11 protein-coding genes are annotated in these 16341 nt (G+C 69.4%); all 11 read left to right on the top strand.

Translation table 11 applies throughout. The features are described 5' to 3' along the window. Window positions 1-2748 (top strand): NADH-quinone oxidoreductase subunit G, encoded by a 2748-nt coding sequence (locus tag FBF36_RS10490; RefSeq protein WP_138137497.1) that lies wholly within the window; start codon window positions 1-3, stop codon window positions 2746-2748. Beyond that, window positions 2745-4394 carry an NADH-quinone oxidoreductase subunit NuoH gene (gene nuoH, locus FBF36_RS10485; protein ID WP_009395307.1) on the top strand — a complete coding sequence of 550 codons (1650 nt, stop codon included), beginning with the start codon at window positions 2745-2747 and terminating at the stop codon, window positions 4392-4394. The genes FBF36_RS10490 and nuoH overlap by 4 nt, the downstream gene beginning before the upstream one ends. Next, window positions 4387-5094 carry an NADH-quinone oxidoreductase subunit NuoI gene (nuoI, locus tag FBF36_RS10480; RefSeq protein ID WP_009395309.1) on the top strand — a complete coding sequence of 236 codons (708 nt, stop codon included), beginning with the start codon at window positions 4387-4389 and terminating at the stop codon, window positions 5092-5094. Before nuoH ends, nuoI begins: the two co-directional genes overlap by 8 nt. Continuing rightward, a complete protein-coding gene (locus FBF36_RS10475; RefSeq protein WP_138137495.1) occupies window positions 5094-6095 on the top strand; it encodes an NADH-quinone oxidoreductase subunit J in 1002 nt (333 codons plus the stop codon). The genes nuoI and FBF36_RS10475 overlap by 1 nt, the downstream gene beginning before the upstream one ends. After that, a complete protein-coding gene (nuoK, locus tag FBF36_RS10470; RefSeq protein WP_009394285.1) occupies window positions 6092-6397 on the top strand; it encodes an NADH-quinone oxidoreductase subunit NuoK in 306 nt (101 codons plus the stop codon). Before FBF36_RS10475 ends, nuoK begins: the two co-directional genes overlap by 4 nt. A 17-nt stretch (window positions 6398-6414) precedes the next feature. After that, window positions 6415-8409 (top strand): NADH-quinone oxidoreductase subunit L, encoded by a 1995-nt coding sequence (gene nuoL, locus FBF36_RS10465; RefSeq protein ID WP_009394287.1) that lies wholly within the window; start codon window positions 6415-6417, stop codon window positions 8407-8409. Window positions 8410-8422: 13 nt separating this feature from the next. Then, window positions 8423-10027 carry an NADH-quinone oxidoreductase subunit M gene (locus FBF36_RS10460; protein WP_009394290.1) on the top strand — a complete coding sequence of 535 codons (1605 nt, stop codon included), beginning with the start codon at window positions 8423-8425 and terminating at the stop codon, window positions 10025-10027. Next, entirely contained in the window at window positions 10024-11637 is a 1614-nt protein-coding gene (nuoN, locus tag FBF36_RS10455; RefSeq protein ID WP_009394292.1) for an NADH-quinone oxidoreductase subunit NuoN, read from the top strand. Before FBF36_RS10460 ends, nuoN begins: the two co-directional genes overlap by 4 nt. After that, the gene (locus tag FBF36_RS10450; protein ID WP_009394294.1) at window positions 11634-12740 is read left to right on the top strand and encodes a polyprenyl synthetase family protein; all 1107 of its coding nucleotides are present in this window, start codon (window positions 11634-11636) and stop codon (window positions 12738-12740) included. The genes nuoN and FBF36_RS10450 overlap by 4 nt, the downstream gene beginning before the upstream one ends. A 357-nt stretch (window positions 12741-13097) precedes the next feature. After that, the gene (locus FBF36_RS10445) at window positions 13098-14480 is read left to right on the top strand and encodes an OmpA family protein (protein WP_225792342.1); all 1383 of its coding nucleotides are present in this window, start codon (window positions 13098-13100) and stop codon (window positions 14478-14480) included. A gap of 287 nt (window positions 14481-14767) precedes the next feature. After that, a complete protein-coding gene (locus FBF36_RS10440; protein ID WP_138137493.1) occupies window positions 14768-16255 on the top strand; it encodes an FAD-dependent oxidoreductase in 1488 nt (495 codons plus the stop codon). Window positions 16256-16341: the final 86 nt, after the last annotated feature.

The following is a 16341-nucleotide window of genomic DNA, read 5'->3' as shown; positions in this document are numbered from 1 at the left end:
ATGACTGCTGAGACGACCACCAAGAGCTCCGCACCCGCGGCGCCCCCGGCCCCCGAGATGGTCCACATGACCATCGACGGACTCCCCGTCGAGGTCGAGAAGGGGACCCTCCTCATCCGCGCCGCCGAGCAGGTCGGCGTGCGCATCCCGCGCTTCTGCGACCACCCGCTGCTCGCGCCGTCTGCCAACTGCCGCCAGTGCCTGGTGGAGGTGGCCATGCCGGGGCGCGACGGCGTCGTGCGGCCCATGCCCAAGCCCCAGCCCTCCTGCGCCATGACCGCCATGGAGGGCATGGAGATCTCCACCCAGGCCACCAGCGAGGTCGCCGCCAAGGCCCAGGCCGGCACCATGGAGTTCCTCCTCATCAACCACCCGCTGGACTGCCCGGTGTGCGACAAGGGCGGCGAGTGCCCCCTGCAGAACCAGGCCCTGGAGCTCATGGCCTCCGGAGCCCAGTCCGCCACCCGCTTCACCGATGTCAAGCGCACCTTCCCCAAGCCGTTGCGACTGACCAGCAACATCCTGCTGGACCGCGACCGCTGCATCCTGTGCCAGCGCTGCGTGCGCTTCGCCGATCAGATCCCCGGTGACCCCTTCATCGCCCTCCAGGGCCGCGGAGGCGGGCACCCCTCCTTCGACATGGACGGCGACCCCGAGCACACCGGGGGCCTGTACTCCGAGCAGATCGGGCGCTTCGACGCCCGCGTCCTGGACTTCCACACCGAGCCGACCCAGGAGCCGCTCGACGCCGACCTCCAGACGATCCGCGGCGTCCCCTCCCTGAGCGCCCTGGGCGACCTGACCGGCCCCGGCGGCGAGCCCGGCGCCTCCGACGGCACCGACTACGGCCCCGACCTGGGCGCCGGCCGCGAGGACCTGGACGCCTCCGGGCGCCCCTTCGCCTCCTACTTCTCGGGCAACATCATCCAGATCTGCCCCGTGGGCGCCCTGACCTCCGCGAAGTACCGCTTCCGGGCCCGCCCCATGGACCTGGTCTCCACCGACTCCGTCACCGAGCACGACGCCTCCGGATCCGCCATCCGCGTCGACATGCGCCGCGGCGTCGTCCTGCGCCACCTGGCCGGCAACGACCCCGAGGTCAACGAGGAGTGGATCACCGACAAGGACCGCTTCGCCTTCACCTGGTCCTCCCAGCCCGACCGCCTCACCGTGCCGCTCGTGCGCGACGAGGAGACCGGCGAGCTCGTCACCACCTCCTGGTCCGACGCCCTGGACGTGGCCGCCCAGGGACTGGCCCGCGCCGCCTCCGACGGGGGAGTGGGGCTCCTGCCCGGTGGCCGCCTCACCCTGGAGGACGCCTGGGCCTGGTCCCGCTTCGCCCGCACCGTCCTGGGCACCAACGACATCGACCAGCGCGTGCGCAGCCACAGCCCGGAGGAGGACACCTTCCTGGCCGCCCGGGTGGCCGGAACCGGACTGTGCGCCGTCACCTACCGCCACCTGGAGAAGGCCGGCCAGGTCCTGCTCCTGGGCCTGGAGCCCGAGGACGAGTGCGGCTCCCTGTTCCTGCGCCTGCGCAAGGGCGTGCGCGCCGGCGGCGTCAAGGTGGCCACCGTGACCACCTGCCTGAGCGCCGGCAGCCGCAAGCTCTCCGCCCAGGCCATCCTCACCCCGCCCGGTGAGGAGGCCCGCGTCGTCGCTCACCTCAGCCAGACCCACCCCGACCTCGTCGAGGCCCTGCGGGCCGACGGCGCCACCATCCTCATCGGTGAGCGCGCCGCCCGCGTCCCCGGCCTGCTGAGCGTCGCCGACACCCTGGCCACCGCCACCGGAGCCCACCTGGCCTGGGTCCCGCGCCGCAGCGGCGAGCGCGGCGGCATCGAGACGGGCCTGCTGCCCGGCCTCCTGCCCGGCGGGCGCCCCGTGACCGACCCCGAGGCCCGAGCCCAGGTCGAGCGGGCCTGGAACCTGGGCCCCGAGCACCTCCTGCCCACGACACCGGGCCGCGACGCCACCGCCATCCTCTCGGCCCTCCTGGAGGGGAGCCTCGGCGGCGCCGTCATCGGCGGCATCGACCTGCGCGACTTCCCCGACCCGGGCCTGGCCCGAGCGGCCCTGGCCGCCAGCGGCTTCACCGTCCAGCTCGAGGTGCGCCGCAGCGAGGTCAGCGAGCACGCCGACGTCGTCCTGCCCGTGGCCCCGGCCGTGGAGAAGAACGGCACCTTCGTCAACTGGGAGGGGCGCGTGCGCCCCTTCGGTCAGGCCCACGTCTCACGTGCTCGCACAGACCGCCAGGTCCTGGGCATGCTCTCAGGCGAGATGGGGGTCGACCTCCAGGTCGACGACCTGGTCGTCCTGCACGAGCAGCTCGCCGACCTGGGCCTGTGGCGCGGGCAGCGCCCGTCGGTCGCCTTCGGGCCCGCCCCGCAGATCGGCACCGAGGCTCTCGCCTCCGCTGACGGTGTGGAGGCCCGCCTGACCACCCACAAGCCCATGCTCGACGCCGGACGCCTCCAGGACGGCGAGCCCTTCCTGGCCGCCACCGCCCTGCGCCCCATCGCCCGGGTGGGCACCGACCTCGCCCAGCGCCTGTCGCTGGCGTCCGGCCAGGAGGTGACCGTGGCGACCGCCACCGGATCGATCACCCTGCCGGCCGTCGTCGGCGGTGTCAGCGACGGCACCGTGTGGCTGCCCGAGTGCTCGGCCGGATCCACCGTCCACCAGACCCTGGGTGCCGGGCACGGCTCCCAGGTCACCCTGACCCACGCAGCGGAGGTACTGAGGTGAACCCGATCCACGCGGCTCAGGCCGCTGCCGACGACGCCATCTCCAACGGAGGTGTGACCGCCGACTTCTCCGCCGAGACCTGGTGGCTGACCGTCATCAAGGCCGGCTTCATCGTCGCCTTCCTCATCGTCAGCGTCATGATGGCCCTGTGGGTGGAGCGACGCGGCCTGGCCCGCATGCAGACCCGCCTGGGCCCCAACGTCAACGGCCCCATGGGCCTGCTCCAGGCTGTCGCCGACGCCGGCAAGCTCATCATGAAGGAGGACTTCTGGCTCAAGGGGGCCGAGAAGGTCATCTACCTCCTGGCGCCGCTCATCGCCGCCTTCAGCGCCTTCATGGTCTACGCGGTCATCCCCTTCGGGCCGCAGGTGAGCATCTTCGGCCACTCCACGCCCCTGCAGCTGACCGACTTCCCGGTGGCGGTCCTCTACATCCTGGCCATCACCGCCTTCGGCGTCTACGGCATCATCCTGGGCGGATGGTCCACGCACTCCACCTACCCACTCTTCGGCGCCGTGCGCAGCGCCGCTCAGGTCATCTCCTACGAGCTGAGCATGAGCCTGTCCATCCTCACGGTCTTCCTGGCCTCGGGAACCATGTCCACCTCCGGGATCGTCAGCGCCCAGCAGCGCATCTGGTGGGCCGTGGCGATGCTGCCCAGCTTCATCATCTACGTCATCTCCATGGTCGGTGAGGTCAACCGCCTCCCCTTCGACCTTCCCGAGGCGGAGGGCGAGCTCGTCGCCGGCCACATGGTCGAGTACTCCTCGATGAAGTTCGCCTGGTACTTCCTGGCCGAGTACATCAACATGTTCAACGTCTCGGCCGTGTGCGTCACCCTGTTCCTGGGTGGCTGGCGCTCGACGATCCTCAGCTTGTTCTGGGAGGGCGCCAACTCCGGCTGGTGGCCGATGCTCTGGTTCGTCGCCAAGGTCTGGGCCGTCATGTTCTTCATGGTCTGGACCCGCGGAACCCTGGTACGCATCCGCTACGACCACTTCATGAAGCTGGGCTGGAAGGTCCTCATCCCGCTCTCCCTGGTCTGGTTCGTGCTGGTGGCGGTGGTGCGCGCCTTCCGCACCTTCTCGGGCGCCTCGGTGCAGGCGCTGCTGCTGCCGATGGCCGTCGTCTTCTGCGTCATCATGCTCATCCTCTTCCTCATGCCCGACAAGGAGGAAGAGGAGGAGCTCTACGACGAGTACGACGATGAGGACGCGGACGACGCGGACGACGCTGACGACGTCGACGACGACGTCGAGATCATGAGCACCGAGGACGACCATGTCGCCTTCCTCGAGGGCTTCCCCGTCCCGCCGCCTCCGGGCAAGTCCCTGCCGCCCTCACCGCGTGCCCGCCGCGCCGCCCTGGCGGCGGAAGCGGCCACCTCGGCCGACGACTCCGAGACCGGGGCGGCCACCTCCGTCGGCCTCCTAGAGGACGTCGACCTCGAGGACGATGACGCGGCCGCCTCCGCGGACTCCGCCGCATCTGCCCAGTCCCCCGACTCGGCCGGCACGGCCGGCACGGCCAGCACGGACGCGGCCACCGCCCTGCCCACCTTCACCCTTGACCTCAAGGCCGACTCGGCCGGCGGCAAGGACACAGACACGGCCGCTGAGGCACCCCAGGAGGGAAAAGATGACTGATCGCCCCCACCGTTCCCGGGGCTCGCAGCACGACAAGTGGCTGCGCGACGCTCCCTCCGCCCTGGCCCGGGCCTTCGCGCCCGTGGCCGGCTACGGGGTCACCATCTCCTCGATGTTCCGCCCGGTGGTCACCGAGCAGTACCCCTTCGAGGCGCCCCAGGTGATGCCCCGGTACCACGGGCGCCACCAGCTCAACCGCTACGACGACGGCCTGGAGAAGTGCATCGGCTGTGAGCTGTGCGCCTGGGCCTGCCCCGCCGACGCGATCTACGTCGAGGCCGCCTCCAACGAGCCCGGCGCCCAGTACTCGCCCGGCGAGCGCTACGGGCGCGTCTACCAGATCAACTACCTGCGCTGCATCTTCTGCGGCATGTGCATCGAGGCCTGCCCCACCCGGGCCCTGACCATGTCCACCGACTTCGATGAGCTCGTCGGCCCCGGCCGCGAGGGCCTCATCTACGAGAAGGAGGACCTGCTGGCCCCCGTGCCCGAGGGCGCCGTGGCCGCACCCCACCCCATGGTCGAGGGCACCGAGGACGGCGACTACTACCGTGGGCGGGTCGCCGGCTCCACCCAGGCCCAGATCGACTGGGTGCGGGCCCACCGGCCCGACGACCCCAGTCTGGACGACGCCCGCGCCAAGGCCGCCCCCGCCGCCTCCGGACGGGACAGCCGTCAGACCGTGAAGGGAGCCCTGTGATGAGCACCCTGCTGATGACCGGAGCCTCCGCCGCCGTCCCCACCGCCGTGACTCAGGACGGTCACCTGGGGCTGGGCGAGGCCATCGTGTTCGGCGTCGTCGCCCTGGTCACCGTGGCCTGCGGCATCGGCGTCCTGACCGCCAAGCGCGCCGTGAACGCCGCCATCAACATGATCGGCATCATGATCTCGCTGGCCGTCCTCTACATCGTCAACGAGTCGCCCTTCATGGGCATCACCCAGGTCGTGGTCTACACCGGCGCCGTCATGACCCTCGTCCTGTTCGTCATCATGCTCGTGGGCGTCGGCGGTGACGAGCCGGTGGGAGCCGCCGGTACCGTCATGAGGCGCCCGGTCCTCATCCTCCTGGGCCTGGGGCTGGCCGGTGCCCTGACCGCCGTCGTGTGGCGCTCCACCCTGCCGACGCCGGTCGGGCTCAAGAACGGAGCCAAGGCCGCCCCCGACCTGCTGGCCGTCACGCTCTACCACGACCACGTCGTCACCATGGAGCTGACCGCCATCCTGCTCATCGTCGCCGCCGTCGGCGCCCTGACCCTCACCCACCGCCAGCGCATCCGGGCCCGGCTCAGCCAGCGCGGGGTGGCCGCGAGCAAGATGCAGGACTACACCACCAAGGGCGCCCACCCGGGCCAGAAGCCGATGCCCGGCGTCTACGCCTCCACCAACTCCGCCGCCGCCCCGGCCCTGGACGCCGAGGGTGAGGCCGTGGAGGAGTCCGTGCCCCGGGTCCTGCGGGCCCGCGGACAGGGGCTGGAGCTGTCCGACGTCTCCCCGGAGATGGGACTGGCTCAGCGCTCGGGCACGATCGTCGCCCGCCTGGCCGGCGCCGGAGACACCGGCGCAGCCGACGGCCCCCGGACCGCCCGCCGCTCCGGGATGCCCACCATGCCCGGTGCCGCCGCCCCCGCCGTCAAGCAGCCCGTCCTCAGCGATGACGGGGCAGCCGACTCGGCCGCCCCGGAGCAGAAGGAGGAGAAGTGAGTCTCCCCATCAGCGTCTACCTCATCCTGGCCGGGGTGCTGTTCACCCTGGGGGCGCTCACGGTGCTGCTGCGCCGCAACGCCATCATCGAGCTCATGGGAGTTGAGCTCATGCTCAACTCCGTCAACCTCGTCCTGGTGACCTTCTCCCGGATCCACGGCAACCTCACCGGTCAGGTCTTCGCCTTCTTCGTCATGGTGGTGGCCGCCGCCGAGGTCGTGGTGGGTCTGAGCATCGTCGTATCCATCTTCCGCACCCGCAGGTCCACGTCGGTCGACGACGAGAACCTGCTCAAGAACTGAGGGGAGAGACCACCGACATGCTTCCCGCTCCTGTCACCGCAGCTGTGACGCCCCTGACCGAGGCCACCGGCCCGGCCTCCTGGGCCTGGCTGCTCATCGCCGTCCCCGCCGCCTCCGCCGCCCTCCTGCTGCTGGCCGGCCGTCGCTCCAACGCCTGGGGCCACTGGCTGGGCCTGGCCGCCTCCTTCGCCGCCGCCTTCCTGGGCGTGGGCATCCTCGTGCAGGTCCTGGGCCTGCCCGCGGAGGAACGCGTCATCGGCCTGCCCCTCTACCACTGGTTCTCCGCCGGGAACCTCAACATCGACGTCGGCCTGCGCCTGGACCCGCTGTCGCTGACCTTCGTCACCCTGGTCACCTGCGTCGGCTTCCTCATCCACCTGTACTCGGTGGCCTACATGGCCCACGACCGCGACCGGCGCCGCTTCTTCGCCTACCTCAACCTCTTCATCGCCGCGATGCTCACCCTGGTCCTGGGCGACTCCTACATCGTGCTCTTCGTCGGCTGGGAGGGCGTGGGCCTGGCCTCCTACCTTCTCATCGGCTTCTGGAACACCGCCGACGCCGACGCCCCCCAGGGCGAGCAGGCCACCAGCCGCGAGAACGCCGCCGCCGCCAAGAAGGCCTTCGTCATGAACCGCGTGGGCGATGTCGGCCTCCTGCTGGCCATGATGGCGATCGTCGGCCAGATCGGCTCAGTCTCCTTCGACGACGTCTCCGCCGCCGCCCTCGACGGCTCGATGACCACGGGCTGGCTCACCGCCATCGGCTTCTTCCTGCTCCTGGCGGCCTGCGGCAAGTCCGCCCAGTTCCCCCTTCAGGCCTGGCTGGGTGACGCCATGGCCGGCCCCACGCCGGTCTCGGCCCTCATTCACGCCGCCACCATGGTCACCGCCGGCGTCTACCTCATGGTCCGCTCCGCCGCCGTCTTCGAGGGCGCCCCCAGCGCCCAGACGGCCGTGGCCGTCGTCGGCGCCATCACCCTGCTGCTGGGGGCCGTCATCGGAAGCGCCAAGGACGACATGAAGAAGGTCCTGGCCGCCTCCACCATGAGCCAGATCGGCTACATGATGCTGGGTGCCGGTCTCGGCCCGATCGGCTACGCCTTCGCCATCTTCCACCTGCTCACCCACGGCTTCTTCAAGGCCCAGCTCTTCCTGGGGGCCGGCTCGGTCATGCACGCCATGGGCGACCAGGTCAACATGCGCCGCTTCGGCGGCCTGCGCGGCGCCATGGCGATCACCTGGGTCACCATGGGCATCGGCTGGCTCGCCATCCTGGGGGTGCCGCCCTTCTCCGGATTCTGGTCCAAGGACCACCTCATCGAGGCCGCCTTCGTCGGCGAGGGCGCCAAGCCCTGGATCCTGGGAACCATCGCCCTGCTGGGCGCGGGCCTGACCGCCTTCTACATGTCCCGCCTGTTCTTCATGATCTTCCACGGCAAGCAGCGCTGGACCACGGAGGAGGACCTGGAGGGTGAGGTCCACCCCCACGAGTCCGGATGGCTCATGACTCTGCCTCTCATCGTCCTGTCCGTGTTCTCCGCGTGCCTGGGCGGGCTGCTGAGCTACAACAACATGTTCGTCACCTGGCTGGAGCCGGTCACCGGTCATGCCGAGCACGGCGAGCCGGTCCTGCCGGCCATCGTCATCATGGGTGCCACCCTCGCCCTGGTCGTCGTCGGGGTCGTCGTGGCCTGGTGGATGTACGTGCGCCGTCCGGTGCCCGTCGTCCTGCAGCCGGTCAACCCCCTGGTGGAGGCCGCCCGCAAGGACATGTACCAGGACGCCGTCAACGAGGCCCTGGCCATGCGCACCGGCCAGGGACTGGTCCTGGCCACCGACGCCGTCGAGCGTTACGTCGTCGACGGCGCCATCGAGGGTGCCGCCGCCGGCACCGGCGCCCTGGGGCGCCTGACCCGCCGCACCGAGTCCGGGTACGTGCGCTCCTACGCCGGCTACATGCTGGCCGGAACGGTCCTCGTACTCATCGCCGTCCTGGCCGCCAGGTTCTGAGAGGACACGACACATGCCGACTCTTCCCGCATCGCTGCCCGTCCTGACCGTCATGGCGGTCACGCCGCTGGCCGGGGCGCTCCTGCTGTGGCTGGTCCCGCCGCTGCGCCGGCTCCACGCCCGCGCCGTGGGCCTCGTGTTCTCCCTGGCGGTCCTCGCCCTGGGCCTGTGGGCGCTGAGCGCCTTCGAGCTGGGGCATGCCGGCACCGTCCAGCTGACCGACACCCACTCCTGGATCCCCGCCATCGGCGCCTCCTGGGCCCTGGGCGTCAACGGCCTGGGCCTGTCCATGGTGCTCCTGGCCGCCTTCGTCACGCCCCTGGTGCTGCTCGCCTCCTGGGGTGAGGTCCCCGCCGACCGGCAGGGCCTGTTCACCGGGCTCGTCCTGGCACTGGAGTTCTTCGTCGTCGTCATCTTCTCGGCCCGGGACCTGCTCCTGTTCTATCTGTGCTTCGAGGCGATGCTCATCCCGGTGTACTTCCTCATCGGCTGCTTCGGCGGCCAGAAGCGCCAGCGCGCCGCCCTGAAGTTCCTCCTGTACTCCCTGGCCGGCGGGCTCGTCATGCTCATCGGCGTCATCGCTGTGTACCTGCACTCCGCCAGGAACGGCACCCCCAGCTTCCTCATCGACTCGGTGGCCGCCAACCTGCACGTGTCCACCTCCGCCGGACACTGGATCTTCCTGACCTTCTTCATCGCCTTCGCCATCAAGGCGCCGCTGGTCCCGGTCCACACCTGGCTGCCCGACACCGCCGAGCAGGCCACCCCGGGCACCTCGGTGCTGCTCATCGGCATCCTGGACAAGATCGGTACCTTCGGGATGATCACCCTGGTCCTGCCGATCTTCCCCGAGGCCTCCCGCTGGGCCGCCCCGGTGATCCTGGTCCTGGCGGTCGTCTCCATCATCTACGGGGGCCTGGCCGCCATCGCCCAGGACAACCTCTACCGCCTCATCTCCTACACCTCCGTGAGCCACTTCGGCTTCATGGTCCTGGGGATCTTCATCGGCAACCAGGTGGCAGCCAACGGCGCCATGGTCTACATGGTGGCCCACGGGCTGTCCATCGCCGGCCTCTACCTGGTCACCGGCTTCATGGCCCGGCGCACCGGGACGGTCGCCATCAGCGAGCTCGGCGGCATCGCCCGGGTCATGCCGCTGGTGGCCGGGACCTTCCTGGTCTGCGGGCTGGCCTCCATCGCCCTGCCGGGCCTGAGCGGATTCGTGCCCGAGTGGATGGTGCTCACCGGCACCTTCTCGGTATCGCTGGCCCTGGGCGGTGCGGCTGTCGTCGGTGTCGTCATCGCCGCCGTCTACATGCTGCTGCCCTACCAGCGGGTCTTCACCGGGGCGCCTGCCCCCGAGCGTGTGGGCAGCTCGGACCTCGACGGGCGCGAGCGCCTCGTCGTCGTCCCCGTCATCGCCGCGATGCTCGCGCTCGGACTGGCCCCGGCCGCACTCACTCATGCGCTCGACGACGTCGCCCGGCAGGTCGCGCTCACGGTGGCCCGCTCCCCGCAGGACGCCGCCTCCGCCGGCGGCGCCGGTGACAGCCACGATGCCGGCGGTGCATCCGAAGCGCCCGCCGCCTCCACCGCTACGGAAGGGAACACCAAGTGAGCCCCTCAGCCACTGCCCCGATCGTCAACTGGGACGCCCTGACGCCGGCACTCATCATTCTGGGCGCCGGTGTCCTGGGTGTCCTCGTGGAGGCCTTCATCGCCCGTCCCGCCCGCCTGGCCATCCAGTCCACGCTGAGCTTCCTGGCCATCCTGGCCTCCGGGGCCTTCCTGTTCCTGCGCTGGGGCGAGGTCAAGGCCGCCGGGGCCGCCGCCGCGGCCATGCCCCAGTTCCAGCTCCCCAAGGGCTTCCTGCCGGGTGCCCGTATGTCCGCGGGCCTGACCGAGGATCCCTTCTCCATCGCCGCCCAGGGCATCCTCCTGGTCATCGGGCTGCTGGCCGTCATGGTGATGGCCGACCGCACCGCCGTCGGCGACGGGGCCTTCGCGGCCCAGGCCGCCGACCGGCCCGGCAGCGCGGAGGAGACAGAGTCCCTCCTGGCCGGGTGGACCACGACCGAGGTCTTCCCCCTGACCCTGTTCTCGCTGGGCGGCATGATGCTCTTCGGGGCCAGCAGCGACCTCATCACGCTGTTCGTCATCCTGGAGATGATCTCCCTGCCGCTGTACATCCTGGCTGCCACTGCCCGCCACCGCCGGCTGCTCAGCCAGGAGGCGGCGCTGAAGTACTTCGTGCTGGGAGCCTTCGCCTCGGCCTTCCTCCTCATGGGCGCGGCCCTGCTCTACGGGGTGGCCGGCGCCGTCGACTACAAGACGCTGGGCGAGGCCGTGCGCACCGTGCCGGGGCAGGAGTGGCTCATCCTGGCGGGCCTCATGCTGGTGATCATCGGCCTGCTGTTCAAGGTCGCGGCCGTGCCCTTCCACGCCTGGAGCCCGGACGTCTACCAGGGCGCCCCCACCCCGGTCACCGGATTCATGGCCGCCGGCGTCAAGGCCGCCGCCTTCCTGGCCCTCGTGCGCTTCTACTACATGATCGCCGGCGCCATGGGCTGGGACCTGGCCCCCGCCCTGTGGGCCGTGGCGGCCCTGACCATGCTCGTGGGCACCGTCGTCGGGGTGGTTCAGCACGACGTCAAGCGCATGCTCGCCTACTCGGCCATCGCCCACGCCGGCTTCATGCTCATCGGGATCCTGGCCTACTCCAAGGCGGCGATCTCCGCACTCGGCTTCTACGCCCTGACCTACGGGATTGCCACCGTGGGAGCCTTCGGCATCATCACCCTGGTGCGCTCCAACCGCGACGGCTCCGTGGGAGGTGAGGACGGCGACCTGGAGGCCTTCAAGGGCCTGGGACGCCGCAGCCCCTGGGCGGCCGGCGCCATGACCGTCTTCCTGCTGTCCTTCGCCGGAGTGCCCCTGACGGCCGGCTTCATGGCCAAGTTCCGGCTCTTCGCCACCGGCCTGAGCGGCAACGGGGTGCCCTTCGTCATCCTCGCCATCGTCTGCTCGGCCGTCACCGCCTTCTTCTACATGAGGCTCATCGTGCTCATGTTCTTCCATGAGCCCGACGGCGAGCGCTCGGTGGTCGTGGGCAGCCGCGGCCCGATCCTCCTGGCGGTCGGCGTTGCGGTGATGGCCACAATCGGGTTGGGCGTTTTGCCGCAGACCGCCTTCGACCTGTTCGACCGGACGGCTATGCTCCTTCCGTGATCGGATCACTGCCGCTGAGCGCCCCCGAGCTGGAGTCGCGCATCATCCCCGCTCTCCAGACCATTGAGGACCGCCTCATGGAGGTGGTCACCAGCGCCGACGAGACCATCAACCCGCCGACCTCGCACCTGGCCGAGGCTGGGGGCAAGCGCCTGCGTCCGGTCCTGGCCCTGCTGACCGCCCAGCTCGGCGACCCGGCCCTGGCCACCGGCGAGCAGATCCGCGACGCCGGTGTGGCCGTGGAGCTGACCCACATCGCCACCCTCTACCACGACGACGTCATGGACGAGGCCCCGCTGCGCCGCGGTGCCCCGAGCGCCCAGACCGTGTGGGGCAACTCCGCCGCCATCCTCACCGGCGACGTCCTCGTGGCCCGTGCCTCCCAGCTGGTGGCGGCCCTCAGCCCGGAGGCCGTCATGGCTCACGCCAAGACCTTCGAGCGCCTGTGCATGGGGCAGCTCCACGAGACCCTGCCGCGCCCGTCGGGCACTGACCCGGTGGACCACTACATCCAGGTCCTGGCGGACAAGACCGGCTCCCTCATCGCGGTGTCCGCCCGGTACGGGGCGATGCTCACCGATGCCGGGGTGCGAACCGAGCAGATCGTGGAGGAGTTCGGTGAGAGGATCGGCGTGGCCTTCCAGCTGGCCGACGACGTCATCGACCTCATGAGCGACTCTGCCACCACCGGCAAGACCCCCGGTACCGACCTGCGTGAGGGCGTGGACACCATGCCGGTGCTGCTCCTGCGCAAGGCCCTGGCGGCCGGCGAGCTCGATGCCGCCGGCCAGGCCATCCTCTCTCGCCTGTCCACCGGTGACCTGTCCGACGACGCCGTCCTGGCCGACGTCGTCGCTCGCCTGCGGGAGCACCCCGTCCTGACCCGCACCCGCGAGATGGCTACGGCCTGGGCCGCTCAGGCGGTTGAGGGTCTGAAGGGCCTGGAGGAGGCTGTTCTTGACGGGACCCGGCAGCGCCTGGCCCGGGTCGGCATCGAGGGTGAGGCCGCTGCGGCGGCCTTGGCCGACGCCGGTGAGAGGGTGGCTCAGGTGCGTGCGGCCATGGAGGACTTCGCCCGCATCCTCGTGGACCGGGCTGCCTGACCAGTCGGCCTGGGGGCAGCAACTACCCATGATCCCCATGGGGAGATGGGGAGCTGATGGGGAGAGACGGGTAGTTCCCCATCGTGGGCCGTGGACCACGGTGCATAGGGTGGCATGCACGTGTTCCCAATGCGCCGAAAGGTCCCCGTTATGCTGCCCTTCACGCCACCGTCTCCTGATGCCCGTGCCCGACTGACCCGACGTGGTCTCCTGACCCTGCCCACTTTGGCCGGTGCGGGGATTGTCCTCGCAGGTTGCGGGGTGCTGAAGAAGGACGGCTCCGCCTCATCGGGGAAGAGCTCGGGGGCTGCGTCCCCGCGTGCTGCTGCCACCGCGACTGGCCCCCATGGTGGGGTGATGCTGGAGGCGGAGTGGCAAGGAGCCCCACTCTCGGTCGAGGTGGGGCCCGTCGCAGTCAACGACAAGTACGCTGTCGTGCGCCTGGTGTTATCGACGACCTCGAAAAAGAATGTGGGCCTGTCTCAACCATTCGGCTCCGCGTATCACCCGTGGACCATGGTTGCGATCAGAATGCTCTCTTTGGATAAGGGCTTGGTGTATCGTGAACTGGACGAAGAAACACATCATCTATCTGATGGTGTTGAAAAAGGAAAGCCTTTGGAAGTATTCCCAGTGTTTCATGCGCCGCCCGAGGATGTTGGCGTCGTGGATCTACTCCTTCCTTATGTGGGTATTGCTACAGGTGTTCCGGTCCTGCAGGATGCTGAGACTGATTTCTCAGTGAATGATGTGGTGTCGAAGGCGAAGCTCGACGAGTCGGAGGCGGGGCCATTCAAGATCGAGACCATGTCGCTGGCTGCTGATGATTCGTCGGATACGAAGCAGGATGAGAAGTCGACGACGGTGACGGTGGCTGGGGACGTCACGTTCGCGACTGACTCTGATCAGCTCTCGGCTCAGGCTGACAGCGTGCTGGCGAGTGTGGTGGAGCAGATCAAGAAGTACCCATCTGGTGGGGATTTGACGATCACGGGTCACACTGATGATGTGGCTGATGATGCGCACAACCAGGATCTGTCTGAGCGGCGGGCCAAGGCGGTGTCGGAGCGGCTCAAGAAGCTGACGGACCTGTCCACGTGGAAGGAGTCGGTCTCGGGCAAGGGGGAGTCCTCGCCGCGGGTGCCGAATGACACTGACGAGCGCAGGCAGATCAATCGCCGTGTGGAGATCACGCTGACGCCCTCGAAACCCGCCGAGGCCAGTGCGCCGCCGAGCACGAGCGCGGTTCCGTCGTCGACCGCGATGCCGAAGGCCGCCGGCCCCGTGGGCAAGGGACCTGAGGGTGTCGACGTGAAGATCGACGGTAAGACCGTGCACATGGTGATCGACCATGTGGTTCGAGCCGGTAACTACTTGGTTGGAACGGTAGTGGTCACCTCTAGCGAGAAGGTCAGCATGCCGGTTGCTCCCTTCTCCTTGCCTGGAAAAATGATGGAGTTGCGTGGCTTGTCTGGGGTGTTTGGTGTGAGTGGCATAACCATCCTCAGTGGCGGGTTGAGGTATCTGGAGGCTGACTATACATATTCCGATGGAAGTAGACTTCCTTTAGCGAATAGTTTTGTATACGATCTTGAGCCTGAGGCTTCCCAGTCCCTCCCGGTCGTGTGGCCAGACGTCGGCGAGGACAGCATCACGATTGATATGCCTGCAGGTGAGTACCTTTATACGAAAGAGCGAGTTGTTGCTCGCCTTACTGACATCCCTGTCGTTAACGCGTAGCACCTCTGTCGCTCAGAAAAAGGGGGTGGTTGATAAGAAGATGTCGCGCCGTCCTGATCGGCTCCCCGGAGCAGGCCTCGCCACGTGTCCCGCCGGTACCTCCCCGACGTGACGCGGCTCAAAGCCGCGATGTTGCCCGGGCCCTGGGGGAGGGCCGCCCTTCCTCCATAGACTGTTCCGCGGTGCCCCGCCGTCATCGCCGTCGCCCTGGACCGGATCAACCGGCCCTCCCGGCAGCGGCAACGCGGGCGCCACGTCCACGTCCCCTGAATCAGGAACGAAGAACAGTGAACGCACGTCCTCTCAATGTCGCCGTCATCGGAGCAGGCCCCGCAGGCATCTACGCCTCGGACATCCTCTCGAAGTCGGGCCTGGACGTCTGTATCGACCTGTTCGAACGGCTTCCTGCGCCCTACGGGCTGGTGCGCTACGGCGTCGCCCCCGACCACCCGCGCATCAAGCAGATCATCGTGGCCCTCTACAAGATCCTCCAGCGCGGGGACATCCGGCTCATCGGCAACGTCGAGGTCGGCCGCGACATCTCGGTGGCCGAGCTCCGCGAGCACTACGACGCCATCATCTTCTCCACCGGAGCCGACACCGACGCCCCCCTCGACATCCCCGGCGTCGACGCCCCCGAGTGCTACGGCGGCGCCGACTTCGTCTCCTGGTACGACGGTCACCCCGACCACCCGCGCACCTGGGACCTGAGCGCCAAGGAGGTCGCCGTCATCGGCGTCGGCAACGTCGCCCTGGACATCGCCCGCGTCCTGGCCAAGCACGCTGACGACCTCATGACCACCGAGATCCCCGCGAACGTCGCCGCCACCCTCAAGGAGTCCCCGGTCACCGACGTGCACGTCTTCGGGCGCCGCGGCCCCGCCCAGGTGAAGTTCACCCCGCTGGAGCTGCGCGAGCTCGGCAAGCAGCCCGACGTCGACGTCATCGTCGACGAGGAGGACTTCGAGTACGACGAGGGCTCGCAGGCGGCCCTGGCCTCCTCCAACCAGCAGCGCCAGGTCGTCAAGGCCCTCGAGGGGTACGCGATGCAGGAGCCGGAGGACCTCACCGCCTCCCACCGCATCCACATCCACCTCTTCTCCGCCCCCCACGAGGTCCTCACCGACGACGACGGCCACGTCGTCGGCCTGCGCACCGAGCGCACCCGCCTGACCGGCGACGGCAACGTCACCGGCACCGGCGAGTACCGCGACTGGCCCGTCCAGGCCGTCTACCGCGCCGTCGGATACGCCTCCAGCGCCATCGAGGGTCTCCCCTTCGACGCCGAGCGGCACGTCGTCCCCAACGAGGGCGGCCGCGTCCTCGGCGAGGACGGCAAGCCCCTGACCGGCCTGTACGCCACCGGCTGGATCCGGCGCGGCCCCGTGGGCCTCATCGGCTCCACCAAGTCCGACGCGCAGGAGACCATCACCAACCTCGTGGCCGACGCCAACGCCGGCCTGCTGCACGCCGAGACCACCGACGAGGCCCAGGTCGGCCACGACGCCCTCATCGCTCTGCTGGAGTCCCGCGGCATCCCCTTCACCAACTGGGAGGGCTGGGAGCTGCTGGACGCCTACGAGCGAGAGCTCGGCGAGGGCTACGGTGAGGTCGTCGTCACTGGAGGGGACTCCAAGCCGCGCGAGCGCGTCAAGGTCGTCTCCCGTGACGCCATGACCGCGATCTCCCGCTCCACGGAGGTTCCCGAGGACCTCATCGGCCAGCCCGAGGCGGGCCGCGTCCCCGAGCGCGTCGCCCACCGCCTGGCCGAGTGAACCCGGGGGCCGGCGGCCCCGCCGCCGGCCACCGGCCCACACACGCCACCCCACCCCTTCACAACCACTTCACAACCACCCCGAAG

This window comes from Actinomyces sp. oral taxon 171 str. F0337, from assembly GCF_005696555.1.
GTDB classification, from domain to species: domain Bacteria; phylum Actinomycetota; class Actinomycetes; order Actinomycetales; family Actinomycetaceae; genus Actinomyces; species Actinomyces oris_E.
This window is presented reverse-complemented; position numbering and strand designations above follow the sequence as displayed.

Coding starts and splice junctions, on each gene's coding strand:
- FBF36_RS10490 (WP_138137497.1), top strand. CDS start 1: ATGACTGCTGAGACGACCACCAAGAGCTCCGCACCCGCGGCGCCCCCG.
- nuoI (WP_009395309.1), top strand. CDS start 4,387: ATGACTGATCGCCCCCACCGTTCCCGGGGCTCGCAGCACGACAAGTGG.
- FBF36_RS10475 (WP_138137495.1), top strand. CDS start 5,094: ATGAGCACCCTGCTGATGACCGGAGCCTCCGCCGCCGTCCCCACCGCC.
- nuoL (WP_009394287.1), top strand. CDS start 6,415: ATGCTTCCCGCTCCTGTCACCGCAGCTGTGACGCCCCTGACCGAGGCC.
- FBF36_RS10460 (WP_009394290.1), top strand. CDS start 8,423: ATGCCGACTCTTCCCGCATCGCTGCCCGTCCTGACCGTCATGGCGGTC.
- FBF36_RS10445 (WP_225792342.1), top strand. CDS start 13,098: ATGCTGGAGGCGGAGTGGCAAGGAGCCCCACTCTCGGTCGAGGTGGGG.